We start from the raw sequence: 22,944 nt of genomic DNA on the forward strand, positions 1-22,944 counted from the left end.
CTTTGCCGACGCGCCTGTCGATACCTGGGCGCCCGCCCCCTATACTTGACCCTTGTGCGATCGCTGGGAGATCGCGGCGAAAGGCTTCAACGACTGTGCAGATCCTCGAGTTCGTCCTCCAGGTGCTTCTCGGCATCACGAGCCTCCTGTTGACCCTCCTCATCCTGCTCCACAAGGGGCGCGGCGGCGGTCTCTCCGACATGTTCGGCGGTGGTATGACGTCGTCGATGGGCTCGTCGGGCCTCGCCGAACGCAACCTCAACCGGTTCACGGTGATCCTCGCCTTCGCGTGGTTCCTGTCGATCGTGGCGCTGGGCCTCCTGAACAAGTTCCAGGGCCTCGTCTGATGGCCTCCGGAGGAAACGCGATCCGCGGCACCCGCGTAGGTGCCGGCCCCATGGGCGAGCAGGACCACGGCTTCCACGCCGACCGCGTCGCCGTGTCGTATTGGGATGCCCTCGGCAATGAGACCGTCCGCTACTTCGCGGCGGGCATCGCCGACGAAGAGATTCCCGAGACGATCGACTCTCCGCACTCGGGCCTTCCGGCCGGCCGCGACAAGGCGAATCCGCCGGCGCTGGCCAAGACCGAGCCCTACAAGACTCACCTGGCCTACGTGAAGGAACGCCGTACCGAAGAAGAGGCCGATGCCCTTCTCGGTGACGCGCTTTCGCAGCTTCGCGAGCGCCGCGGTCAGTAGTCGCGGTCGATGAGCTCGGGGGGAACCTGTCCCGCCGCTGCGTCATCGACGAAGAAGACCGTGCGCTTGCGGCCTTTGGCGCCCCCCGCGGGCACACTTTCGTAGCTCGCCCCCGCGAGAGCGAGTCCGAGTGCTGCTGCCTTGTCGGCGCCGGCGAGGACCAGCCACACGCGCTGCGAGGCGTTGATGACGGGTCGCGTCATCGTGATGCGCTCGGGCGGAGGCTTGGGCGAGTCGCGCACGCCGAGTACTGCGCGGTCGGTCACCTGGATCTCGGCGCGGTCGGGGAACAGGGACGCGATGTGAGCGTCGGGTCCGACGCCGAGCAAGCACACGTCGAACGACGGCCACGGCTGCTCGGGGGTGCCGAAGCGCGCAAGCTCTGCAGCGTAGCGCTCGGCCGCCGCGTCGAGGTCGATACCCTCGTCGCTGCCGGCGGCAGCGTGGATGTTCTCGGCGGGGATGTCGAGCGCGGTCAGAAGCGCGCGCCGTGACTGCACGTCGTTGCGTTCGTCATGCCCGTTCGGCACGAAACGCTCGTCGCTCCACCAGAAGTGCACGAGCGACCAGTCGATGTCGGCCATGCGGTCATCCTGACCCGCTGTGCTCAGCACCCGGCCGCCCATCGAGCCACCGGTCAGCGAGACGTGCACGGTCTTGCCGCGCGCGGTCCGCTTGAGGATCAGGGTGACCAGTCGCGTTGCGACGGCGGTCGCGAGTTCCTCGGGGTCGGCCGCGATGACGACCCGCTTCTCACCCTCGAACTCAGCCATGGATCTCCTGCGTCGCACCGGTGTCCAAGAGCGCCCAGCCCTCAGTGATCACTCGACCATACAGGACGTCCGGACCGAGCCTGCGGAGCTCTTCCGCGAGGCATTCGCGCAGCGTTCGCCGGGGCAGCACGAGGTCGTGCTGCGGCTGGCCGGGCTGCGTCAGGCAGGCGACCGCCGGGCTCGAACGCTCGAGCAGGATGTCGCCGTCAGCCCGTGCGAGACGCACGGATTTGATGCCCTCGGCCCATTCGTCCTCGGGCAGGTACTGCCAGTTCACGGGGACATCGAGCGCAAGGCGCAGCCAGGCCGCGAGCAGTGCGGTCGATGGGGATGTGGCCGCGCCGCGCACCTCGACCGCGGTGACGGGCTGGTACGGAGGCTGGTCGAGGACGGCGGCGAGCTGTTCGCGCCAGTGCGTGAGACGCGTCCATGCGAGGTCGGTGTCGCCGGGCGCGTGCGTCTGCCCCAGATGGGCGACGAAGCTCGACGGGTCGGTCTTGGTCGCTGCATCGGTGATGCGTCGCTGCGCGATGCGGCCGATCGAGGTCTGCGAGGGGGACTCGGGCGTCGCGTTCGGCCACCACGCGACGACGGGCGCATCCGGCAGCAGCAGCCCCGTCACGAGGCTCTCGCGGTTCGACGAGCCGGCTTCGCCGAACACGCGGAGCGTGATGACCTCGCTCGCTCCGGCGTCGCCGCCGACACGGATCTGCGCGTCGAGCCGAGCCTCGGAGGCATCCTCATCGAACATCAGCACGATGACGCGCATCGGATGCTCGCGCGACGCATCGTTGGCGGCTTCGATGGCTTCTTCCATCTCATGCTCGTTCGTGAGGATGATGAGGGTGAGCACGCGCCCGAGGGCCACGGCACCGCCCTCTTCTCGCACGTTGACGAGCGAGCGGGAGATCTTGCTGACAGTCGTGTCGGGCAGATCGACGATCACGGGCGCCTCCAGGCTCGTCCGTCGCGGCTGAGCATGGCGTCCGCGGATGGCGGGCCCCACGACCCGGGGGAGTACTGCTCCACGGGGCCGCTCTGCTGCGCCCAGAACTCCTCGATCGGGTCGAGGATCTTCCACGAGAGCTCAACCTCTTCGTGACGCGGAAAAAGCGGCGGGTCGCCTAGGAGCACATCGAGGATGAGCCGCTCGTAGGCTTCGGGACTCGCCTCGGTGAAGGCGTGGCCATAGCCGAAGTCCATCGTGACGTCGCGCACCTGCACGCCGGCGCCGGGCACCTTCGAGCCGAAGCGGATCGTGACGCCCTCGTCTGGCTGCACGCGGATGACGAGCGCGTTCTGCCCTTGACCAGAGGTCTGGTTCGACGGGAAGAGCAGTTCGGGAGCGCGCTTGAACACGACGGCGATCTCGGTGACGCGTCGTCCGAGGCGCTTGCCCGTGCGCAGGTAGAACGGCACGCCCGCCCAGCGGCGCGTGTTGATCTCGAGCGTGATGGCGGCATACGTCTCGGTCGTGGACTGCGGGTTCATGCCGTCTTCCTCGAGGAAGCCGAGCACCTTCTCACCGCCCTGCCAGCCACCCGCGTACTGTCCTCGCGCCGTCGAGCGCGAGAGGTCTTCGGGCAGCGTGACGGCGGCGAGCACCTTCTCTTTCTCAGCCCGCAGATCCCGCGCGTCGAACGAGTTGGGTTCCTCCATCGCTGTCAGGGCGAGCAGCTGCAACAGGTGGTTCTGGATGACGTCGCGTGCCGCGCCGATGCCGTCGTAGTAGCCCGCCCGGCCGCCCACACCGATGTCCTCGGCCATCGTGATCTGCACGTGATCGACGTAGTTGCGGTTCCAGATGGGCTCGTAGAGCTCGTTCGCGAACCGCAGCGCGAGGATGTTCTGCACCGTCTCTTTGCCGAGATAGTGGTCGATCCGGAAGATCGAATCGGTCGGGAACGCCGCGCGCAGCGCGTCGTTCAGTGCCCGCGCCGAGTCGAGGTCGTGCCCGAACGGCTTCTCGATCACGACGCGTCGCCAGCGCTCCGGCTGGTCGGCGGTGTCATCGACGAGCCCGGAGGACTTCAGCTGCTCGGCGACGACGGGGAAGTCCTTCGGCGGGATGGACAGGTAGAACGCGTGGTTGCCCATCGTGCCGCGTTCGACGTCGAGGCGGTCGACGGTCTCACGCAGGCGCTCGAAGGCCTTCGGATCATCGAACTCGCCCTGCACGAAGCGGATGCCCTGCATGAGCTGCTGCCAGGTCTCTTCACGGAACTCGGTGCGTGCATGCTGGCGCACGGCCTCGTACACGACCTCGGCGAAGTCCTGGTCGGCCCAGTCGCGGCGAGCGAACCCCACGAGGGCGAAGCCCGGAGGAAGGAGCCCGCGGTTGGCGAGGTCATACACCGCCGGCATGAGCTTCTTGCGCGACAGATCGCCGGTCACCCCGAAGATCACCAGGGCGCTGGGCCCTGCGATCCGGTTCAAGCGGCGGTCATCGGGGTCGCGGAGCGGATTGCGTCCGCGAGAGACTTCCACGGTCATAGGGGGGAGGCTCCTACTGGGCAGCTTCGAAGAGCGTGAGCACTTCGGCCTGCGGATCGGTCAGCGTGAGCGTCACGACGGGGCGTCCGTGCCCGTCGGCGAGCACGCTCGCATCACCGGCCGCCTGTGCCTGGATCAGCTGACCGAAGGTGAACGGCCGTCCGGGGATCTCGAGGTCGACGTCGGTCTGCTCGATGATCTGCAGGAACACACCCGTCGCGGGGCCGCCCTTGTGGTACTGACCGGTCGAGTGCAGGAAGCGCGGACCCCAGCCGAAGGTCGTCGGACGGCCCGAATCGGCCGCGACGAGTTCGCGAAGTCCCTGCAGCTGCGGCAGGCGCAGACGGTCGACATAGGCCTGCACCGCGACGTAGCCGTCGGCAGGGATCCGGGACCACAGGGCGTCGAGCACGCCCGCGAGGGTTCCGGATGCTGCGAGCTCGGGGTCCGAGACGCGCACCTCGACGCCGTTGACGGCGAAGGCAGGAGCCGTCGGCTCGGGGCGTGCGTCCAGCAGCCCCCGCGTGGCGATCTTGGCCGATTCGACATCGGGCTGGTCGAAGGGATTGATCCCGAGCATCCGCCCGGCGATCACGGTGGCGTACTCCCACACGACGAACTGAGCCCCGAGCGAGCCGCTCACGAGCACTTCGCCCTCGTGGTGCTCGAACAGGTGGAACTGCTTTGCCTCGTCGACGAGTCGCACGATCTGCATGTCTTCGGGCGTTCTCTCGACCTCGGGCGAGACGGGCAGCAGCACGACGGGAAGGATGCCGGTGCCGTTCTTGCCCGTCGACTCGGCGACGAGCTGTTCGATCCAGTCGGGCAGGCCCACGACGTGCGTGCCGTCGGTGATGAGACCGAGCTTGTCGCGGCGCGGTTGGGAGCCGGTGATCGCGGCGGCCAGAACGAGCGCGGGGTTGTCCGGGCTGTCGATCGAGACTTCGAGGAGCGTCGCCTCGGCTTCGTCGAGGATCTCCGAGATGTCGACGCCGGCGAGGCCGGACGGCACGAGACCGAACGCCGTGAGGGCTGAGTAGCGGCCGCCGACGGTCGGGTCGGCGTTGAAGACGCGGTAGCCGTCCGCGCGAGCGGCCATGTCCAGCGGGGAGCCGGGGTCGGTCACGACGACGATGCGCTCGAGCGGATCGATGCCGATGTCGCGGAACGCGGCCTCGAAGGCGCGCTTGGCCGAGTCGGTCTCGACGGTCGATCCGGACTTGGACGACACGACGAGCACGGTCTGGTCGAGACCGCCGGCCTCGGCGTCGCCGTCGATCGCGGCGAGCACCTGGCCGGGGGCCGTGGAGTCGAGGATGACGAGCGGCACGCCCGCCGTCTGGGCGATGACCTCGGGGGCGAGCGAGGAGCCGCCCATGCCGGCGAGCACGACCCGGGTCACGCCCTTCGCCACGAGTTCTGCGCGCAGGGCCTCGATCTCGGGCACGAGCGGACGCGATACGCTGACCGCCTGAACCCAGCCGAGACGCTGAGACGCCTCGGCTTCGGCTGCGGGCCCCCACAGGGTGGGGTCGCCCGCGGTGATGCCCGAGGCGACGAGGCTCTCGACGAGGGCCGGCAGTGTGGCCTCGACGACGGACTTGACTTGGCCGCTGAGGTGGATATCGAAGCTCATCGGGTTTCCTTCGCGTTCGTCAGGGCATCGGACACGGTCTGCTGCAGGTCGTGCCACGACGCGATGAACTTGTCGACGCCCTCGTCTTCTAGCACCTGCGTGACATCGGCGAAGTCGACGCCGACGGTCGCGAGATCGGCGAACACTTTGTGCGCGGCCTCGTAGGTTCCGGTCACCGTATCGCCGGCGATCTCGCCGTGGTCGAACGTCGCCTCGAGCGTCTTCTCGGGCATCGTGTTGACGGTGCCGGGGGTGACGAGCTCGGTCACGTAGAGCGTGTCGGGGAGTGAGGGCTCCTTGACGCCGGTCGAGGCCCACAGGGGGCGCTGGGCGTTGGCGCCGAGCTCGATGAGCTTGCGAGCGCGGGGCTCGGCGAACTTCTGCTCGTAGAGCTCGTACGCGAGGCGCGCGTTCGCGACGCCCGCGAGGGACTTGAGCGCGAGCGCCTCCTCGCTGCCGATCTCGACCAGCCGCTTGTCGACTTCGGTGTCCACGCGCGAGACGAAGAACGACGCGACGGAGTGGATCGATGCGAGGGGGAAATCGGCCGAGAAAGCGCGCTCGAGACCTTCGAGGTACGCATCGATGACCTCTGCGTAGCGCTCCAGGCTGAAGATCAGCGTGACGTTGACGCTGATGCCTGCCGCGATGACCTCCGTGATGGCGGGCAGACCGGCCTTCGTCGCGGGGATCTTGATCAGGACGTTGTCACGCCCGACGCGTGAGTACAGCTGCTTGGCCTGCGCGATCGTGCCTGCCGTGTCGTGCGCGAGATCGGGAGAGACTTCGATCGACACGCGGCCGTCCACACCGCTCGTGGCGTCGTAGACGGGCCGGAAGATTTCGGCCGCGTCGCGCACGTCATCGGTCGTCGCGGCGAAGATCGCCTCGTCGACGTCGGCCCCGGATGCCGCGAGTTCGGCGATCTGGGCACTGTAGGCCTCGGCGCCGCCGCCGATGGCCGCCTGGAAGATGCTGGGGTTGGTCGTGACGCCCGTGACGTTGCGGGTCTCGATCAGCTCGGCGAGGTTGCCGGACGTGATCCGTGAGCGCGAGAGGTCGTCGAGCCAGATGCTCACGCCTGCTTCGGACAGCTTCTGGGTGGGAGTGCTCATGCGTTCTCCTTGAGGGTTTCGCGGGCCGCCTCGACGACCGCTTCGGCGGTGATGCCGAACTTCTGGAAGAGCGTCTTGTAGTCGGCCGAGGCACCGAAGTGCTCGATCGAGACCGAGCGGCCGGTGTCGCCGACGATGTCGCGCCACGTGAGTGCGAGGCCGGCCTCGACGGAGACGCGCGCCTTGACGGCGGCGGGGAGGACCGATTCGCGGTAGGCCGCGTCCTGCTCGGCGAACCACTCGAGTGACGGCGCAGAGATGACGCGCGCCTGCACGCCTTCGGCAGCGAGCGTGTCGCGCGCCTCGACGGCGAGCTGCACTTCGGAACCCGTCGCGATGAGGAGGACGTCCGGGTTGCCGTCGGGGGCGTCCACGAGCACGTAGGCACCCTTGGCGACGCCGTCGGTCGTGGCGAAGCCGTCCTCGCCGCGGGGGAACACCGGGATGTTCTGACGGGTGAGTGCGATGCCGGCGGGGCCCCCGTGACGCCGCAGGATCTCAAGCCACGCGGCGGCGGTCTCGTTAGCGTCGGCGGGGCGCACGATCGCGAGGTTCGGGATCGCGCGCAGCGTCGCGAGCTGCTCGATCGGCTGGTGCGTGGGGCCGTCCTCGCCGAGGGCGACCGAGTCATGCGTCCACACGAACACCGACGGCACGTTCATGAGGGCCGCCAGACGCACGGCCGGCCGCATGTAATCACTGAAGATGAGGAACGTGCCGCCGTACGCCCGGGTGGGCCCGTGCAGCACGATGCCGTTCACGATCGCGGCCATCGCGTGCTCGCGGATGCCGAAGTGGAGCACCCGACCGTAAGGGTCGCCGGACCACTCGGTCGTGGACCACTCGGACGGGATGAACGACTTGGCGGACTTGATCGTCGTGAGGTTGGATTCGGCGAGGTCGGCCGAACCGCCCCACAGCTCGGGGAGGTGCTCGGCGAGGGTATTGAGGACGAGGCCTGACGCAGCGCGCGTCGAGACCTCTTTGCCTGCTTCGAAGCTCGGCAGCGCGTCGGCCAGATCCTCGGGCAGAGCTGCCGCCTCAAGCCGGTCCAGCAGCGCCTTGCGCTCGGGGTTCGCCGCGGCCCACGCGTCGAACGACTCCTGCCAGGCGGCGCGGTCTTCCCGTGCGCGCTCGGCGAGCCGGCGGGTGTGCGCGATGACATCGTCGGCGACGACGAAGGACTGTTCGGGGTCGAAGCCGAGGACGGACTTCGTCGCGGCGAGCTCGTCTGCGCCCAGCGCCGAACCGTGGATCTTGCCCGTGTTCTGCTTGCCGGGGGACGGCCAGCCGATGATCGTGCGCAGAATGATGAGGGACGGCTTGCCGGTCTCGGCCTTCGCGGCCTCGATTGCGGCGTGCAGTTCGGCGATGTCTTCGACGTACTCGCCGGACTTCTTCCAGTCCACCGTGCGCACGTCCCAGCCGTACGCCTCATAGCGGGCGGCGACGTCTTCGGAATAGGCGACGTTGGTGTCGTCCTCGATCGAGATCTGGTTGGAGTCGTAGATCGCGATCAGGTTGCCCAGCTGCTGGTGGCCGGCGAGAGAGGATGCCTCGCTCGTGACGCCCTCCTGCAGGTCGCCGTCGCCGGCGATGACGTAGACGAAGTGGTCGAAGGGGCTCGTTCCCGCCGCGGCATCCGGGTCGAAGAGACCCCGCTCGTAGCGCGCCGCATACGCGAAGCCGACGGCCGAAGCCAGGCCCTGCCCCAGCGGCCCGGTGGTGATCTCGACGCCGTCGGTGTGACCGTGCTCGGGGTGACCCGGGGTCTTCGAGCCCCACGTGCGCAGGCTCTTGAGGTCGTCGAGCTCGAGTCCGAAGCCGCCGAGGTACAGCTGCACGTACTGGGTGAGCGAGGAGTGCCCGACCGAGAGGATGAAGCGGTCGCGTCCGAGCCAATCTGTGTCGGTCGGATCGTGGCGCATCACCCGCTGATACAGCAGGTACGCCGCCGGGGCCAGGCTCATCGCCGTTCCCGGGTGGCCGTTGCCCACCTTCTCGACGGCATCCGCCGCGAGGATTCGCGCGGTGTCCACCGCGCGCCGATCGATTTCATCCCACTGCAGATCCGACACCCGGCCGCCTTCCAGAAAGAGGGGTTGCGCCCGCCGAAGCCGGTAAGCAGACCGCGTCCGCGAAGACACAGCCGGTGCGGGGCGCGCGTGTGGTTTCAGCATAGCGAAGGCGCATGCACCGGCGACGATACGACCGCGACGCAGGGCGTCCCGCTCACGGCGGGGGAGGGCGGACGCCCCATGGCCTAGACTTGGAGGGATTCTCTGGCGGGCGAAAAAGCGGGAGCGATGGACACGACGACACTGCGGACGACTGCGACTTCCGCCACCCGTCGCCCCCTCGGACAGACGATCCGTGCCTATGTGCAGCTGACCAAGCCGCGCGTGCTCGAGCTGCTGCTCGTGACGACGGTGCCGGTCATGGTCCTCGCCCAGAACGGCCTGCCGAACCTCTGGCTCGTGCTCGCCACCGTCATCGGCGGTTCGATGAGCGCCGGGTCGGCCGCCGCGTTCAACATGTACCTCGATCGCGACATCGACGCGCACATGGCGCGAACGGTCAACCGCCCCCTCGTGACGGGCGAGGTGTCACCGCGTGGCGCCCTCATCTTCTCGTGGGTGCTCGCCGTGGTGTCGACGCTGTGGCTGCTGGCCACGACGAACTGGCTCGCCGCGACGCTGTCGGCCGGCGCGATCTTCTTCTACGTCGTCATCTACACGATGATCCTCAAGCGCCGCACCGAGCAGAACATCGTGTGGGGCGGCATCGCCGGATGCTTCCCCGTGCTGATCGGCTGGACGGCCGTCACGGGGTCGCTCGCGTGGCCTCCCATCATCCTGTTCGCCGTCGTATTCCTGTGGACGCCGCCGCACTACTGGCCGCTGTCGATGAAGTACAAGGTCGACTACGAAGACGTCGCTGTGCCCATGCTGGGCGCGACGCGCAACGGCTCGCAGGTCGGCCTGCAGGTCATCCTGTACGCGTGGGCGACCGTCGCGTGCTCGCTGCTGCTCATCCCCGTCGCGCACATGGGACTCGTGTACTCGGTTTCGGCCGTCGTCTTCGGTGGCTGGTTCATCTACGAGTCGCACCGCCTGTACAGCCGCGCTGTGCGGGGCACCGAGCCCCGCCCCATGCGTGTCTTCCACGCGTCGATCACCTACCTGACGCTGCTCTTCGTCGCGATCGCCGTCGACCCGCTGCTGCCCTTCTAGCCCGCGGATCAGACGCCCGCCGCGCTATGCGGGGCATCCGTGACGTCGGCTGGTGCGCGCACCGAACCATCCGGTGCATCGGTCCGTCGCCGACCCACGCGCTGGTGTGTCCGTCTGCAGAGCGGATGGTGACTTCGGGAAGGGATGCCCGGTCGATGACCGGTGGTCTCTGAGCCTGTCGGATCTTCCGGCACGGTCAGGTCGCCACGGCACGGTCAGTCCCCGCGGTACCCGGTCGGGGATCGTGGCCCGTCGGGGACCGTGCGCTCGGAGACCCGGGCGCGGTGCGTCAGAGGGGGCGGGATGCCTCGGGCGCGCGAGTCGCGAGCTCGGCGTCGATCGCGGCCTGCGGCATCTTGAGGTGCAGGATGACGACGGTCATCACGGCGGCCGTGAGGGCGGCGAGCACCATGTGCACGCCGACGGCGAGGACGGGCAGTCCGTTGCGGGCCTGGTAGAGGCCGACGCCGATCTGCACGAGTTCGGCGACGAGCAGCAGCGCCGTCCACAGAGCGAGGCTCGGAACGGCCGAGCGCCGCGCCCACGAGCCGACGAGCAGGATGACCGTGAGCGCGAACAGGATGTACCCGGGCCACGCGTGGACATGCTCGAGCACTTCGGCGTTGAAGCCGCTGCGCCCCGCGTCCGCGTCACCCGAGTGCGGGCCGGCGCCCGTCGTGAGCACGCCGAAGAAGATCGTCAGGGCGACGGCGAAGGTCGTGACACGAGCGACCAGGGCGTACCACCGCGGCACGGCGAGGACGCGCGGACCGGGTTCCTGCCGCATCCGGACGAGGAAGGCCGCCGTGACGCATACGAGCATGACGGACGCGACGTAGTGGAAGCCGACGATGAAGGGGTTCAGCCCCGTCAAGACCGTGATCCCGCCGACGACCGCCTGCGCGACGACGCCGCCCACCACGATCAGGGCGAGCACGAAGAGGTCGCGGCGCGAACGGCGCAGGCGCCAGAGGAGCACGACGACGATGAGGGCGAGAATGCCGACGAGCCCCGTCAGGGTTCGGTTGCCGAACTCGATCACCCCGTGGATGCCCATTTCTGGCGTCGGCACGAGCGAATCTGCCGTGCAGTTGGGCCACGTGGGGCAGCCGAGGCCCGACCCGGTGAGTCGCACGGCACCGCCCGTGCCGATGATGAGCACCTCTGCGAGGAACGACAGCCACGCGAAGACGCGGACGCGCCGATCGACGCGGTCGGGCAACCAGCGCGGTGTCGGAGCGATGAGCGTCTGCACGGACATTGTTTCTCCTGCGGGTCGACTCCGGTGCGGCGGCGGAGCAGGGCGCCTCGCCCGCGAGCGCGGGCAAACCCTGTAGAATCGTGAAGTCGGATGCGGTCGCTCGAAGCGCCGAGATCCATAGACAGTCTAGGCGCGAAGCACAGCGCCACTTGAGGGGCCCACCAGCGGCATCCATTCCTTCGAATACATCATGTGAGTGGAATGCCGGGGCGGATGAAACCGTTGAGGCCCAGAGGAGAGTGTGACGATGTCAGATGTGCTGATCGACCGCCCGGAGCTCGATGGGCTGGGTGTCTACGAGTTCGGATGGCACGACGCGGATCCCGCGGGTGCCATCGCCAAGCGAGGGATCGATGAGAGCGTCGTACGCGGCATCTCGGCCCTCAAGGACGAACCCGAGTGGATGCTGAAGACCCGGCTCAAGGGCTATCAGCTCTTCGGCCGCAAGCCGATGCCGACGTGGGGCGCAGACCTCAGCGCGATCGACTTCGACAACATCAAGTACTTCGTGCGCTCGACCGAGAAGCAGGCACAGTCCTGGGAAGACCTCCCCGCCGAGATCCGCGAGACGTACGAGAAGCTCGGCATCCCCGAGGCTGAGCGCCAGCGCCTCGTCGCCGGCGTCGCCGCGCAGTACGAGTCCGAGGTCGTCTATCACCAGATCCGCGAAGACCTGGAGCAGCAGGGTGTCATCTTCATGGACACCGACACGGCGTTGCGCGAGCACCCCGAGTTCTTCCAGGAGTACTTCGGAACGGTCATCCCCGCCGGCGACAACAAGTTCGCGGCGCTCAACACGGCCGTGTGGTCGGGCGGATCGTTCGTCTACGTGCCGCCCGGCGTGCATGTCGAGATCCCGCTGCAGGCGTACTTCCGGATCAACACCGAGAACATGGGCCAGTTCGAACGGACCCTCATCATCGCCGACGAGGGCTCGTACGTGCACTACATCGAGGGCTGCACGGCACCCATCTACAAGAGCGACTCGCTGCACTCGGCCGTCGTCGAGATCATCGTGAAGAAGAACGCCCGCGTGCGCTACACGACGATCCAGAACTGGTCGAACAACGTCTACAACCTCGTCACGAAGCGTGCCGTCGCGCACGAGGGCGCGACGATGGAGTGGGTCGACGGCAACATCGGCTCCAAGGTGACGATGAAGTACCCGTCGATCTTCCTCATGGGTGAGCACGCGAAGGGCGAGACCCTGTCGGTTGCGTTCGCGGGCCCCGGTCAGCACCAGGATGCCGGCGCGAAGATGGTGCACATGGCGCCGTACACGCAGTCGTCGATCGTGTCGAAGTCGATCGCCCGCGGTGGCGGTCGCACGGGCTACCGCGGCGAGGTCCGTGTCGAGCCCGGAGCGCATCACTCGGCGAACTCGGTCGTCTGCGACGCGCTGCTGGTCGACACCATCTCGCGTTCTGACACCTACCCCGCGATCGACATCCGCGTCGACGACGTGCAGCTCGGCCACGAGGCGACGGTGTCCAAAGTCAGCGAGGAACAGCTGTTCTACCTCCAGTCGCGCGGCCTGCCCGAGGCAGAGGCGATGGCGATGATCGTGCGCGGCTTCATCGAGCCGATCGCGCGCGAGCTTCCCATGGAGTACGCGATGGAACTCAACAAGCTCATCGAGATGGGCATGGAAGGATCGGTCGGCTAGATGACGGCCCTGACACAGGCACCCACGACGGTGCCGGGTTCTCGAGCGCACTCAGACGGTGCCGGGGCATTCGTCCCCGTGCAGACGCGGTCCGAACGGCCCTGGTCGTTCGACCCCGCGGACTTCGCGGTGCCCACGGCCCGCGACGTCGGCTTCAAATACGCACCGCTTGACCGGCTCGCGCCCCTGTTCGCCGATGAGGCGGGCCCGCGCGAGGTCATCGAGGTCTCCGTCGACGCACCCGACGAGGTCGAGCAGCTGACTCTCGAGGTCGGCCAGTCCCCGCGCGGCGACGTCTTCACCCCCGAGGACCGGCCGTCGGCGATCGCGTGGAAGCAGGAGGCCGACGCTCCCCTGCTGCGGATCCCCGCCGGCGTCGAGCTCGATCAGCCGATCGTCGTCGACCTGCGCGGCACCGGCGGAATCGCACACGCCCACGTCGTCATCGAGGCGATGCCGAACTCGCGCGCGACCGTGCTGTTCCGCCACGTCGGGTCGGCCCACCACGCGCAGAACATCGAGATCATCGTGCGCGACGGTGCGCGCCTCGACGTCATCTCGGTGCAGCAGTGGAACGACGACGCCGTGCACGCGGCATCCCATCAGGCCCGCGTCGACAAGGACGCGTTTCTGCGCCACTTCGTCGTGAGCTTCGGCGGGGGCGTCGTGCGCGTCAACCCCTCGGTCGAGCTCGCAGGCCCCGGCGCTCAGGGTGAACTGTACGGTCTGTCGTACGCCGACGCCGGCCAGCACCTCGAGAGCCAGGTGTACCTGCACCACAAGGGGCCGCAGACGCGTGGCGACGTGCTCTACAAGGGCGCGCTGCAGGGTCAGTCCGCGCGCAGCGCATGGGTGGGCGATGTGCTCATCGGGCGGGATGCCGTCGGCACCGACTCGTACGAGGCCAACCGCAACCTGATCCTCACCGACGGCGCCCGCGCCGACTCGGTGCCGAACCTCGAGATCGAGACGGGTGACATCCAGGGCGCCGGGCACGCGAGTGCGACGGGTCGCTTCGACGATGAGCAGCTGTTCTATCTGCAGGCTCGTGGGATCCCCGAAGCCGAGGCGCGACGCCTCGTCGTGATCGGGTTCCTGACCGAGATCGTCCAGAAGATCGGCATCGCCGATCTCGAAGCAGAGCTGTCCGCCGCCATCGAGCGCGAACTCGAGGGTGAGACGGCCCCGTGAGCGCGACCCGCGTATGCGCGCTGAGCGACCTCGTCCAGGACGAAGCCCGTCGTGTCGAGGTGGACGGCGTGGCGATGGCACTCGTGCTCGACTCCAGCGGCGAAGTGCACGCGATCGGCGACGTGTGCACGCACGGTGACATCTCGCTGTCCGAGGGCTTCGTCGACGGTGAGACGCTCGAGTGCTGGGCCCACGGCTCGGCCTTCTCGCTGCGCACCGGCAAGCCCCTCAACCTCCCTGCGTATGAGCCCGTCCCGGTCTATGCCGTCGAGATCGACGGCGACGACGTGCTCATCGACCCCGCTTTGAAGAAGGAAGTCTGAATGTCTGTCCTCGAGATCCGCGACCTGTACGTGACGGTCCAGACGGATGCCGGCACCACGCCCATCCTCAACGGTGTGACCCTCACGATCCGCAAGGGTGAGACCCACGCCATCATGGGACCCAACGGCTCGGGCAAGTCGACCCTGGCCTACACGATCGCCGGTCACCCCAAGTACGAGGTCGTCAGCGGCACCATCACGCTCGACGGCGAAGATGTCCTCGAGATGTCCGTCGACGAGCGTGCTCGTGCGGGACTGTTCCTGGCGATGCAGTACCCCGTCGAGATCCCGGGTGTGACGGTGACGAACTTCCTGCGCACCGCCAAGACGGCGATCGAAGGCGAAGCGCCCGCGATCCGCACGTGGACGAAGGACGTCAAGCAGGCCATGAAGAACCTGCGCATGGACGGCAAATTCGCCCAGCGCAACGTCAACGAGGGCTTCTCGGGCGGCGAGAAGAAGCGCCACGAGATCCTGCAGCTCGAACTGCTGAAGCCTCAGATCGCCGTTCTCGACGAGACCGACTCGGGCCTCGACGTCGACGCGCTCAAGATCGTCTCCGAGGGCGTCAATCGCGCCAAGGCCGAAACCGGCCTCGGTGTGCTGCTCATCACGCACTACACGCGCATCCTGCGCTACATCCACCCCGACCACGTCCACGTCATGGTCGGCGGGCGCATCGTCGAAGAGGGCGGCCCCGAACTGGCCGATCGTCTCGAGAACGAGGGCTACGACCGGTTCCTCGACCCGTCGGCGGGCTCGGGCACCGACCTCGCCGCAGCCGACGCTTAGGATCGCCGTATGTCCGCAACGCTCGCACCCGAGAAGTACGAAGAGGTCATCGAAGCGCTCAAGGACGTCATGGATCCCGAACTGGGGATCAACGTCGTCGACCTCGGTCTCATCTACGACCTCGCGTGGGACGAGGAGAACGACGCTCTCGTGATCCACATGACGCTGACGTCGGCGGGCTGCCCGCTGACCGACGTGCTCGAGGAGCAGACGGCGCAGTCCCTCGACGAGGTCGTCGACCGCTTCCGCATCAACTGGGTGTGGATGCCGCCGTGGGGCCCCGAGCGCATCACCGACGACGGCCGTGACATGATGCGGGCGCTCGGCTTCGCGATCTGACCTTGGGTAGGCTTGCGCGGTGAGCGTGACCCCCCTTGAGGCCCTTCCCGTCGAACGTCTTCGGCAGCGCACGAGCGTCAAGTGGCGCGCGTATCCCGACGACGTCCTGCCGCTGTTCGTCGCCGAGACGGACTTCGCACCCGCGCCGGCCATCACCGCCGCGCTGTCTCGTGCCGTCGAGCTCGGCGACACCGGATACTCCGCGCCCGGCACGGGCGTGGCGACGGCGTACGCGGGCTTCGCGCAGCGCCGGTTCGGGTGGAAAGTCGACCCCGGGCGCGCTCGCACGACGTGCGACGTCATGATGGGGATCGTCGAAGTGCTGCGACGCGTCACGGCCACCGGCGATCGGGTCGTCGTGACGACCCCCGTGTATCCGCCGTTCTTCGACTGCATCCCCGAAGCGGGTGCCGTCGTCGAGACCGTGCCGCTGCGCGAATCGGATGCCGGATGGCAGCTGGATCTCGCGGGGATCGAGTCCGCCCTCGCGGCCGGCGCGCGGGCCGTGCTGCTGTGCAACCCGCACAACCCGACGGGCACGGTGCATTCGAGGGCCGACCTCGCCCAGCTCGCCGACATCGCCGAGCGGCACGGAGCCGTCGTGCTCAGCGACGAGATCCACGCTCCGCTCACGCAGCCCGATGTCGTATTCACGCCGTTCCTGTCCGCCTCGCCCGCCGCCGCGCGGGTCGGCTTCGCGTTCGTCTCGGCGAGCAAGGCGTTCAACCTCGCCGGTCTGAAATGCGCCCTCATGGTCACCGACTCCGACGAGAGCTCCGCCGTTGTGCGCTCGCTTCCCGACGAGGTCGAGTGGCGCACGGCGCACTTCGGCGCCCTCGCGGCGATCGCGGCCTTCTCAGGCGACAGCGACGACTGGCTCGATGCGCAGCTGGTCGCTCTCGACATCAACCGCCGGCTGCTGGCCGATCTGCTCGCCGAACACCTGCCCGGCGCGCGCTACCGGATTCCCGACGCCGGCTTCCTCGCGTGGGTCGACCTGTCGGCGTACGGATGGGGTGACGACCCGGGGCGTCGCATCCTGCGCGACGCGAAGGTGGCCTTCCACTTCGGTCCGCAGTTCGGAGAGCAGGGCGTGGGGCATGTGCGGATCAACTTCGGCTGCGCGCCCGACATGCTGCGCGAAGCCATCCGGCGCGTCGCCGCGTTGGTGGAGAAGTGACGGCGCCGACCCACCGAGGTGAGAGCGTGTGGAGCGCTCGCTACGTCTGGGTCACGATCGGCGCCGTCGCGCTGATCTTCCTCGCGGCGATGCAGTCACTCGCCGTCACGACCGTCATGCCGGTCGTCAGCGCCGATCTGTCCGGCGAGGCACTGTACGCCGTCGCCTTCGCCGGCACCCTCGCCACGAGCGTCATCGGCATGGTCGCCGTCGGCGCGTGGTGCGATCGCGGGGGAGTGCTCGCTCCTCTCGCGACGGCGGTCGTGCTGTTCGTCATCGGTCTCGTCATCGCCGGCGCCGCTCCCACGATGGAACTGCTCGTCGCCGGACGGCTCGTGCAGGGCCTCGGCACGGGAGGGCAGACGGTCGCCCTGTATGTCGTCGTCGCCCGCGTCTATCCGCCCGAGCTGCACGGTCGGGTCTTCGCGGCATTCTCCGCCGCGTGGGTCGTGCCGTCGCTCATCGGTCCGTTCCTCGCGGGAGCGGTCACGGAGTTCCTGCACTGGCGCTGGGTGTTCCTCGGCGTCGCGGGCCTCACCGTCGTGGCCTTCACGATGGTGGTGACCCGCCTGCGGGGGCTTCCGCTTCACACCGATGAACCCGCGACGGGGCGGGTCGCCCCGCGCATCCTGTGCGCCGTCGCCGTCGCCGTGGGCGCCCTGGCTCTGAGCCTCGCGGGCGAACTCGGCGCGGGAGCGTGGGTCGTCGTGGCGGCATCCGCTGTCGTGATCGCCCTCGCGGCGAGGCCGCTGCTGCCGCCGCGCACGCTCGTCTCGGGGCGCGGACTGCCGAGCGTCGTGCTCATGCGCGGGCTCATCGCGGGGGCGCTGTTCGGCGCCGAGATCTACCTTCCGTACCTGCTGATCGACGAATACGGCTTCTCGCCGACCTGGGCCGGGCTCGGGCTCACGGCCGCAGCTGTCACGTGGGCGATCGCCGCTGACGTGCAGGGCCGGTTCGGCGACCGCATCGGCAATGCCCGCATCACACTCCTGGGCAGCGCACAGCTGGTCGCCGCGATCGTGCTGGCGGGGCTCACGGCGCTCGCTCACCTGCCGCCCGGGCTGCTCATCGCGGGCTGGGCCCTCGCGGGCGGCGGCATGGGGCTCATGTACCCGCGGCTCACGGTACTCACGCTGGCGTACTCGACGCCGGGCAACCAGGGCTTCAACTCATCGGCGCTGTCGATCTCGGATGCCGTGGGCTCGGCGACGACGATCGCGGTCATGGGTCTCGTGTTCACGGCCCTCAGCGGCTCGGGCGCGGGGTTCACCGCCGTCTTCGCCTTGGCGGGCGTGCTCGCCGTGCTCGCGCTCGTTCCCGGGCTGCGGCTCGGTCATGCGAACGAGCGGAGTCGTCAGGCCTCGGCTCTGCCCACGCGCCAGTAGCCCATGAAGGCGACCGCACGCCGGTCGACGCCCCGATCGGTCACGAGGTGCCGCCGCAGGCTCTTGATGGCCCCGGCCTCGCCCGCGAGCCACGCGTACACCGGCGCTTTCTTTAGGGCGGCGCCGCCTTTCGCCGTGCGCGGGACCTCCCAGAGGATGTCACGGTCGATGTCGATCTCCTCGACGTCGGCGCCGTGTCCCGCGGGAGTGAGGCGGGATGCCGCATCCTGCACGGATGTGACCAGATGCTCATGGCGGCTGTGCTCGTCGCGTCGCGCGGCGACGAGGTACTCGAACCCCGGGTGGCGGGGCAGATAGTCGATGTCACGCTCGTCGGGCACTTCGAGCACGACGACACCGCGGGCATCGTGGGGGAGCTGCTCGAGGATGACGGCGAGCGCGGGAGCCGCCGTCTCATCGCCGGCGAGCAGATGCGCACCGGTGACCGCGGGGGGAACGAAGTCGATGCCGTAGCTGACCCCGGTGTGCGCGGTCGTGGGGGCGTAGATGAGCACCTCGTCACCGATCCGGGCGTCGGCGATCCACGCCGAGGCGGGCCCGAGCACACTGTGGGCGACCATGTCGACGTCGACCTCGCAGCGCTCGCGACGCACGGCGCGGGTCGTGTAGGTGCGAAACGGCGGCCGGGCGGTCTCGTCGAGCTCACGCCACCGCGTGTACCAGTCCTCGCTGCGGGGCATGGCCTCAAGTCCCGCTCCGGGGGTCGGGAAGACGATCTTGATCCGCTGGTCGAGCCCCGGGTCGCCGTAGTCGGCGAGGTCCTCACCGGTGAAGGTGAAACGCCTAAAGCTCGGGGTCAGGTCGGTGATGCTCCGCACCGTGGCGCGGAAGAACCGCGACGTGCTCATCGAGGCGGCCATGGGTCGTCTCCCGTCGATAGGGGATGGTCGAGGATGTGGTGGCGCCCGCGGGGGATCACGATGGGGCTGCCCGAGAGCGGATCCTTCACCACGAGGCTCTCCAGCTGAAAGACCTCGCGCATCAGGGCGCTCGTGATGACGGCGGCCGGTGGTCCCGCTGCCACGATGCGACCCGCCCGCACGGCGATGACGTGGTCGGCGTACCGAGCGGCGAGATTGATGTCGTGCAGCACCATGACGATGGTCGTGCCCCGGTCGCGATTGAGGTCGGTCAGCAGATCGAGCACCTCCACCTGGTGGGCGACGTCGAGGAACGTCGTCGGCTCGTCCAGCAGCAGGACATCGGTTTCCTGCGCGAGCGCCATGGCGATCCACACCCGCTGTCGCTGCCCTCCGGACAGCTCATCGACGGCCCGGTCCGCGAGGTCTGCGGTGCCCGTCGCGGCGAGCGCCTGCGCCACCACTTCATAGTCGTGCGGGCTCCAGCGGGCCAGGAGCTTCTGATGCGGGTGACGGCCGCGACCCACCAGATCGGCCACCGCGATACCGTCCGGAGCGGTCGGATCCTGCGGCAGCATCGCGATGATCCGCGCGATCTCTTTAGAGGCGAGTGTGGTGAGCGCTTTGCCGTCCAGCACGATCTGCCCCCGTCGCGGCGTCAGCAGCCGGGCGAGGGCGCGCAGGATGGTCGACTTGCCGCACCCGTTCGCCCCGACGATGGCGGTCACCCGGGCGGGGGGGACCTGCAGGTCCAGAGCCTGCACGACCGTGCGGTCGCCGTAGGCGAGAGTGAGGTCCTCGGCGGCGAGGGTGTGCGTCGCACTCATAGCGATCCTCCGGAGCGGTTCGTGCGGATGAGGAGGTAGATCAGGTACGGCGCGCCGAGGACGCCCGTGATGACGCCGACGGGGTAGCGCGTGCCGAGCGCATACTGACCGACGAGGTCGGCGGTGAGCACGAGGACGGCGCCCACGAGCGCCGACGGAAGCAGGAGCGCGGAGCCGGGACCCACGATTCGCGCGGCGATCGGTCCGGACATGAACGCGACGAACGCGATCGGGCCGGTCGCTGCGGTCGCGAAGGCGAGCAGGGCGACCGCGCCCAGGATGAGGAGGATGCGGGTGCGGCGCGCGGGGACACCGAGGGACATGGCGGCGTCGTCACCGAGCCGAAGCACGTTCAGATTCCGTCCGCCGGCGATCAGCATCGGAGCCACGACGGCGCACGCGATGGCGAGAGGGAGGACGGCGGCCCACGAGGCGCCCGAAAGGCTGCCGGTGAGCCACGTCAGCGCCGTCTGCACATCCCAGGACGATGCCCGCGAGAGCAGGTAGGTGATCGCGGCGTCCAGCATCGCGGCGACACCGATGCCGATGAGGATGAGGCGCGTCCCGGCGAAACCGCCGCGATGGGACAGTAGGTAGATCGCGAACGCGGTCAGAATGCCGCCGGTGAGCGCCAGGAGCGAGACGGTGGGTCCACTCACCGACAGAACCACGACCCCGAACACTGCGGCGGCGCTCGCGCCGGCATCGATGCCGATGATGTCCGGCGAGGCGAGCGGGTTGCGCAGCATCGTCTGGAAGGTCACGCCGGCGATGCCGAACGCGAGTCCCGCGAGCAGAGCGAGCACGGCTCGCGGAAGCCGGAGCTCGCCGACCGTGAAGCTCGCACCCGGCACCGTCTCGCCGAACAGGACGCGGAGCACATCGACGGGGCCGTAGAAGGTGTTGCCGATCATGAGGGACACGGCGAACACGATGGCGATGGCGATGGCCAACGCGGCGGTGCGGACATGACGACGGCGCGCACGGGCACGGCGCCCCGCGACGATGACGGCGACGCTCACAGTTCCCGCACCTTCTGGCGTCGCACGATCCAGATGAAGAACGGCGCACCGATCAGGGCGGTGATGACACCGACCTCGATCTCGCTCGGGCGAGCCACGACACGGCCTACCGTGTCGGCGGCCACCAGCAGACATCCGCCCACCAGGGCGGCCGCCGGCAGCAGCCACCGATGATCGGTGCCCACCAGCATCCGGCACAGATGCGGGACGACGAGGCCCACGAACGCGATCGGTCCGGCCACGGCCGCGGCCGCGCCGCACAGGACGACCGCGCCGATCGAAGCGACGATACGCGTTCGGGCGACGTTCTCGCCGAGGCCCGTCGCGAGGTCGTCGCCCAGGGCGAGGGAGTTCATTCCGCGCGCCGTCGCCAGAACCAGCACCGCGCCGATGCCGAGGACGGGGACCACGGTCGCGATCCGGTCCCACGTGGCTCCGCCCACGCCGCCGATCTGCCAGAACTGGAAGGTCTCGATGATGTCCACGCGCGGCAGCAGAACGGCGCTCACGATCGAGAGGAACGCCGCCGAGGTCGCCGCACCGGCCAGAGCGAGCTTGAGGGGAGTGGCGCCGCCTCGACCCAGGGAGCCGACGGTGTAGACGAAGACGGCCGCGACGGCCGCGCCGACGATCGCGGCGGCCATCGTGGCATACGGGTCGGTGAGGCCGAAGAACGCGATCCCGATCACGACCGCGAGCGCCGACCCGCCCGTGACGCCGAGGATGCCCGGGTCGGCGAGCGGATTGCGGGTGACCGCCTGCATGGTGGTTCCGGACAGCGCCAGTGCAGCTCCCACCACGATCGCGAGAACCGTGCGGGGCAGGCGGTTGACCACGGCGGCCTGATCGATGCTGTCGGTGGCGCCGCCGAGGCCGGCGAGGATCTCTTCGAGCGATACGCTGCGCACTCCGAACGAGACGGACGCGACGCACAGGCCGAGCAGCACGACGACCCCGACCGCCAGCCAGGTCGCGCGCACGGCTGCCGGACGCCGCAGTGCGGGGGCATCCGGCAGCGGTGCCTGAAGACGCGCGCCGCTCATGCGGTCTAGCCGAGCGCCCCAGCGAGCAGGGTGAAGTACTCATCGATGCCCCACGGGATCGACAGCGGCGAGGGGTTCGCGGATGCCGCGAGCGGGGTGCCGTTCTCGAGGACCGCGATGCGGCCCTCGGCGATCGCGGGGATCTGCGACATGAGGGGGTCTGCCTGGAGCGCCGCGACGATGTCGCCGCCCGGATCGCCGTACGTGACGAAGACGTCGACATCGGTGAAGCGGTCGGCTTCTTCGGCGCTCACGGTCGTGAAGAACTCCTCCGTGCCCTCGGACACCTCCGCGACGATGCTCGGCTGGGGCAGGCCCAGGCCCGTGAGGAAGCCGGGGCGCGTGTCGTGCGCCGTGTAGAAGCCGATCTGGCTGAAGTCGGCAGGGTCGAGGTAAGAGAAGAGGATGTTCGCATCGCTGAGCTCGGAGTGCTCCGCCAGCGCGGTGTCGACCTCGGACCGGAGGTCGGCGATCAGCTGATCGCCCTCGTCGGCGAGGCCGATCGCCGCGGCGTTCACCTGGATCATCTCTTCGTACGGTGTGCCCCAGGCCACTTCAGGGAAGGCCACGACCGGAGCGATCTTGGAGAGCGTGTCGTACTCCTCCTGCGTGAGACCCGAATACGCGGCGAGGATGACGTCGGGCTGCGTATCGGCCACGGCCTCGAAGTCGATGCCGTCGGTCTCGTCGAAGAGAACCGGAGTCTCGGCGCCGAGGTCTTCGAGGGCGTCTTCGACCCAGGGCAGCACGCCGTCACCGTCGTCGTCGCCCCACGTCGCCTTGCTCATGCCGACCGGCACGACGCCCAGCGCGAGGGGGACCTCGTGGTTGGCCCACGCGACGGTGGCGATGCGCTCCGGCTGGGCGGGGATCGTCGTCTGGCCGTAGACGTGGTCGATCGTGACGGGGAAGACCGCATCCGCGGCGGTGTCGGCGGGTTCGCCGGCGCTGTCCGCGCCTGCGCATCCGGCGAGGGTGAGGGTAGCGAGGGCGGTGAGAGCGGTGAACGTGGCAGCGGCACGGAGTCGGCGCATGCGGGAGTCCTTCGGCGTGGGTGGTTAGGGAAGCCTTACTTTACTCC

22 protein-coding genes are annotated in these 22,944 nt (G+C 68.8%); 10 read left to right on the plus strand and 12 right to left on the minus strand.

Annotated elements, in window-relative coordinates; genetic code table 11:
• The first annotated feature begins 95 nt into the window (after positions 1–95).
• Both secG and AC25Y0_RS03495 read left to right on the plus strand, forming a co-directional pair.
• A complete protein-coding gene (secG, locus tag AC25Y0_RS03490; RefSeq protein WP_488122998.1) occupies positions 96–347 on the plus strand; it encodes a preprotein translocase subunit SecG in 252 nt (83 codons plus the stop codon).
• A complete protein-coding gene (locus AC25Y0_RS03495; protein ID WP_488122999.1) occupies positions 347–700 on the plus strand; it encodes an RNA polymerase-binding protein RbpA in 354 nt (117 codons plus the stop codon). The genes secG and AC25Y0_RS03495 overlap by 1 nt, the downstream gene beginning before the upstream one ends.
• On the opposite strand, the gene pgl is transcribed toward AC25Y0_RS03495, so the two are convergent.
• The 6 genes from pgl to tkt are packed head-to-tail and all read right to left on the minus strand — an operon-like array spanning position 694 to position 8,795.
• Positions 694–1,473, minus strand: coding sequence for a 6-phosphogluconolactonase (gene pgl / locus AC25Y0_RS03500; protein WP_488123000.1), 780 nt, complete (start codon positions 1,471–1,473; stop codon positions 694–696). The two genes, AC25Y0_RS03495 and pgl, sit on opposite strands and share 7 nt — an antisense overlap.
• On the minus strand, positions 1,466–2,419 hold the full coding sequence (locus tag AC25Y0_RS03505; protein WP_488123001.1) for a glucose-6-phosphate dehydrogenase assembly protein OpcA: 954 nt from the start codon (positions 2,417–2,419) through the stop codon (positions 1,466–1,468). Before AC25Y0_RS03505 ends, pgl begins: the two co-directional genes overlap by 8 nt.
• Positions 2,416–3,966, minus strand: coding sequence for a glucose-6-phosphate dehydrogenase (gene zwf, locus AC25Y0_RS03510; RefSeq protein WP_488134193.1), 1,551 nt, complete (start codon positions 3,964–3,966; stop codon positions 2,416–2,418). Before zwf ends, AC25Y0_RS03505 begins: the two co-directional genes overlap by 4 nt.
• A 13-nt stretch (positions 3,967–3,979) precedes the next feature.
• Positions 3,980–5,602: a glucose-6-phosphate isomerase gene (locus tag AC25Y0_RS03515; RefSeq protein ID WP_488123003.1), complete on the minus strand. Its 1,623-nt coding sequence runs from the start codon at positions 5,600–5,602 to the stop codon at positions 3,980–3,982.
• A complete protein-coding gene (tal, locus tag AC25Y0_RS03520; RefSeq protein ID WP_488123004.1) occupies positions 5,599–6,717 on the minus strand; it encodes a transaldolase in 1,119 nt (372 codons plus the stop codon). Before tal ends, AC25Y0_RS03515 begins: the two co-directional genes overlap by 4 nt.
• A complete protein-coding gene (gene tkt / locus AC25Y0_RS03525; RefSeq protein ID WP_488123005.1) occupies positions 6,714–8,795 on the minus strand; it encodes a transketolase in 2,082 nt (693 codons plus the stop codon). Before tkt ends, tal begins: the two co-directional genes overlap by 4 nt.
• Before the next feature lie 228 nt (positions 8,796–9,023).
• On the opposite strand from tkt, the gene AC25Y0_RS03530 reads away from it, so the two are divergent.
• Entirely contained in the window at positions 9,024–9,950 is a 927-nt protein-coding gene (locus AC25Y0_RS03530; protein ID WP_488123006.1) for a heme o synthase, read from the plus strand.
• Positions 9,951–10,239: 289 nt separating this feature from the next.
• Here the strand turns inward: AC25Y0_RS03530 and AC25Y0_RS03535 are convergent, their stop codons facing one another.
• Positions 10,240–11,211, minus strand: a complete 972-nt coding sequence (locus AC25Y0_RS03535; RefSeq protein ID WP_488134194.1) for a COX15/CtaA family protein — start codon at positions 11,209–11,211, stop codon at positions 10,240–10,242.
• A 247-nt stretch (positions 11,212–11,458) separates the two neighbouring features.
• Here AC25Y0_RS03535 and sufB point away from each other — a divergent pair, with 247 nt between their 5' ends.
• From sufB to AC25Y0_RS03570, 7 genes are read left to right on the plus strand one after another with little or no spacing between them, the layout of a single operon-like run.
• The gene (gene sufB, locus AC25Y0_RS03540) at positions 11,459–12,877 is read left to right on the plus strand and encodes a Fe-S cluster assembly protein SufB (RefSeq protein ID WP_488123008.1); all 1,419 of its coding nucleotides are present in this window, start codon (positions 11,459–11,461) and stop codon (positions 12,875–12,877) included.
• Positions 12,878–14,068, plus strand: a complete 1,191-nt coding sequence (gene sufD, locus AC25Y0_RS03545) for a Fe-S cluster assembly protein SufD (RefSeq protein WP_488134195.1) — start codon at positions 12,878–12,880, stop codon at positions 14,066–14,068.
• On the plus strand, positions 14,065–14,391 hold the full coding sequence (locus AC25Y0_RS03550; RefSeq protein ID WP_488123010.1) for a non-heme iron oxygenase ferredoxin subunit: 327 nt from the start codon (positions 14,065–14,067) through the stop codon (positions 14,389–14,391). The genes sufD and AC25Y0_RS03550 overlap by 4 nt, the downstream gene beginning before the upstream one ends.
• Complete coding sequence (sufC, locus tag AC25Y0_RS03555; RefSeq protein WP_488123011.1) at positions 14,392–15,183, plus strand: Fe-S cluster assembly ATPase SufC; 792 nt, start codon at positions 14,392–14,394, stop codon at positions 15,181–15,183.
• Between the two features lie 9 nt (positions 15,184–15,192).
• Positions 15,193–15,522: a metal-sulfur cluster assembly factor gene (locus AC25Y0_RS03560; RefSeq protein WP_488123012.1), complete on the plus strand. Its 330-nt coding sequence runs from the start codon at positions 15,193–15,195 to the stop codon at positions 15,520–15,522.
• Positions 15,523–15,541: 19 nt separating this feature from the next.
• Positions 15,542–16,702 carry a MalY/PatB family protein gene (locus tag AC25Y0_RS03565; protein ID WP_488123013.1) on the plus strand — a complete coding sequence of 387 codons (1,161 nt, stop codon included), beginning with the start codon at positions 15,542–15,544 and terminating at the stop codon, positions 16,700–16,702.
• A gap of 26 nt (positions 16,703–16,728) precedes the next feature.
• Entirely contained in the window at positions 16,729–18,090 is a 1,362-nt protein-coding gene (locus tag AC25Y0_RS03570) for an MFS transporter (protein ID WP_488134196.1), read from the plus strand.
• Here AC25Y0_RS03570 and AC25Y0_RS03575 read toward each other — a convergent pair.
• The 5 genes from AC25Y0_RS03575 to AC25Y0_RS03595 are packed head-to-tail and all read right to left on the minus strand — an operon-like array spanning position 18,060 to position 22,897.
• Positions 18,060–18,971, minus strand: coding sequence for a siderophore-interacting protein (locus AC25Y0_RS03575; protein ID WP_488123015.1), 912 nt, complete (start codon positions 18,969–18,971; stop codon positions 18,060–18,062). The genes AC25Y0_RS03570 and AC25Y0_RS03575 overlap by 31 nt on opposite strands.
• Entirely contained in the window at positions 18,956–19,798 is an 843-nt protein-coding gene (locus AC25Y0_RS03580) for an ABC transporter ATP-binding protein (protein ID WP_488134197.1), read from the minus strand. Before AC25Y0_RS03580 ends, AC25Y0_RS03575 begins: the two co-directional genes overlap by 16 nt.
• On the minus strand, positions 19,795–20,820 hold the full coding sequence (locus tag AC25Y0_RS03585) for a FecCD family ABC transporter permease (RefSeq protein ID WP_488123017.1): 1,026 nt from the start codon (positions 20,818–20,820) through the stop codon (positions 19,795–19,797). The genes AC25Y0_RS03580 and AC25Y0_RS03585 overlap by 4 nt, the downstream gene beginning before the upstream one ends.
• Positions 20,817–21,863: a FecCD family ABC transporter permease gene (locus AC25Y0_RS03590; protein WP_488134198.1), complete on the minus strand. Its 1,047-nt coding sequence runs from the start codon at positions 21,861–21,863 to the stop codon at positions 20,817–20,819. The genes AC25Y0_RS03585 and AC25Y0_RS03590 overlap by 4 nt, the downstream gene beginning before the upstream one ends.
• 5 nt (positions 21,864–21,868) lie before the next feature.
• Positions 21,869–22,897, minus strand: a complete 1,029-nt coding sequence (locus tag AC25Y0_RS03595) for an iron-siderophore ABC transporter substrate-binding protein (RefSeq protein ID WP_488134199.1) — start codon at positions 22,895–22,897, stop codon at positions 21,869–21,871.
• Positions 22,898–22,944 lie beyond the last annotated feature (47 nt).

The organism is Microbacterium sp. Y547 (assembly GCF_057669785.1).

Bases quoted from the DNA above. Each gene is read 5' to 3' on its own strand.
- sufB (WP_488123008.1), top strand. From the start codon at position 11,459: ATGTCAGATGTGCTGATCGACCGCCCGGAGCTCGATGGGCTGGGTGTC.
- AC25Y0_RS03575 (WP_488123015.1), bottom strand. From the start codon at position 18,971: ATGGCCGCCTCGATGAGCACGTCGCGGTTCTTCCGCGCCACGGTGCGG.
- AC25Y0_RS03530 (WP_488123006.1), top strand. From the start codon at position 9,024: ATGGACACGACGACACTGCGGACGACTGCGACTTCCGCCACCCGTCGC.
- AC25Y0_RS03590 (WP_488134198.1), bottom strand. From the start codon at position 21,863: ATGAGCGGCGCGCGTCTTCAGGCACCGCTGCCGGATGCCCCCGCACTG.
- sufD (WP_488134195.1), top strand. From the start codon at position 12,878: ATGACGGCCCTGACACAGGCACCCACGACGGTGCCGGGTTCTCGAGCG.
- AC25Y0_RS03515 (WP_488123003.1), bottom strand. From the start codon at position 5,602: ATGAGCTTCGATATCCACCTCAGCGGCCAAGTCAAGTCCGTCGTCGAG.
- AC25Y0_RS03580 (WP_488134197.1), bottom strand. From the start codon at position 19,798: ATGAGTGCGACGCACACCCTCGCCGCCGAGGACCTCACTCTCGCCTAC.
- AC25Y0_RS03535 (WP_488134194.1), bottom strand. From the start codon at position 11,211: ATGTCCGTGCAGACGCTCATCGCTCCGACACCGCGCTGGTTGCCCGAC.
- AC25Y0_RS03560 (WP_488123012.1), top strand. From the start codon at position 15,193: ATGTCCGCAACGCTCGCACCCGAGAAGTACGAAGAGGTCATCGAAGCG.
- tal (WP_488123004.1), bottom strand. From the start codon at position 6,717: ATGAGCACTCCCACCCAGAAGCTGTCCGAAGCAGGCGTGAGCATCTGG.
- zwf (WP_488134193.1), bottom strand. From the start codon at position 3,966: ATGACCGTGGAAGTCTCTCGCGGACGCAATCCGCTCCGCGACCCCGAT.
- pgl (WP_488123000.1), bottom strand. From the start codon at position 1,473: ATGGCTGAGTTCGAGGGTGAGAAGCGGGTCGTCATCGCGGCCGACCCC.
- AC25Y0_RS03595 (WP_488134199.1), bottom strand. From the start codon at position 22,897: ATGCGCCGACTCCGTGCCGCTGCCACGTTCACCGCTCTCACCGCCCTC.
- AC25Y0_RS03495 (WP_488122999.1), top strand. From the start codon at position 347: ATGGCCTCCGGAGGAAACGCGATCCGCGGCACCCGCGTAGGTGCCGGC.
- sufC (WP_488123011.1), top strand. From the start codon at position 14,392: ATGTCTGTCCTCGAGATCCGCGACCTGTACGTGACGGTCCAGACGGAT.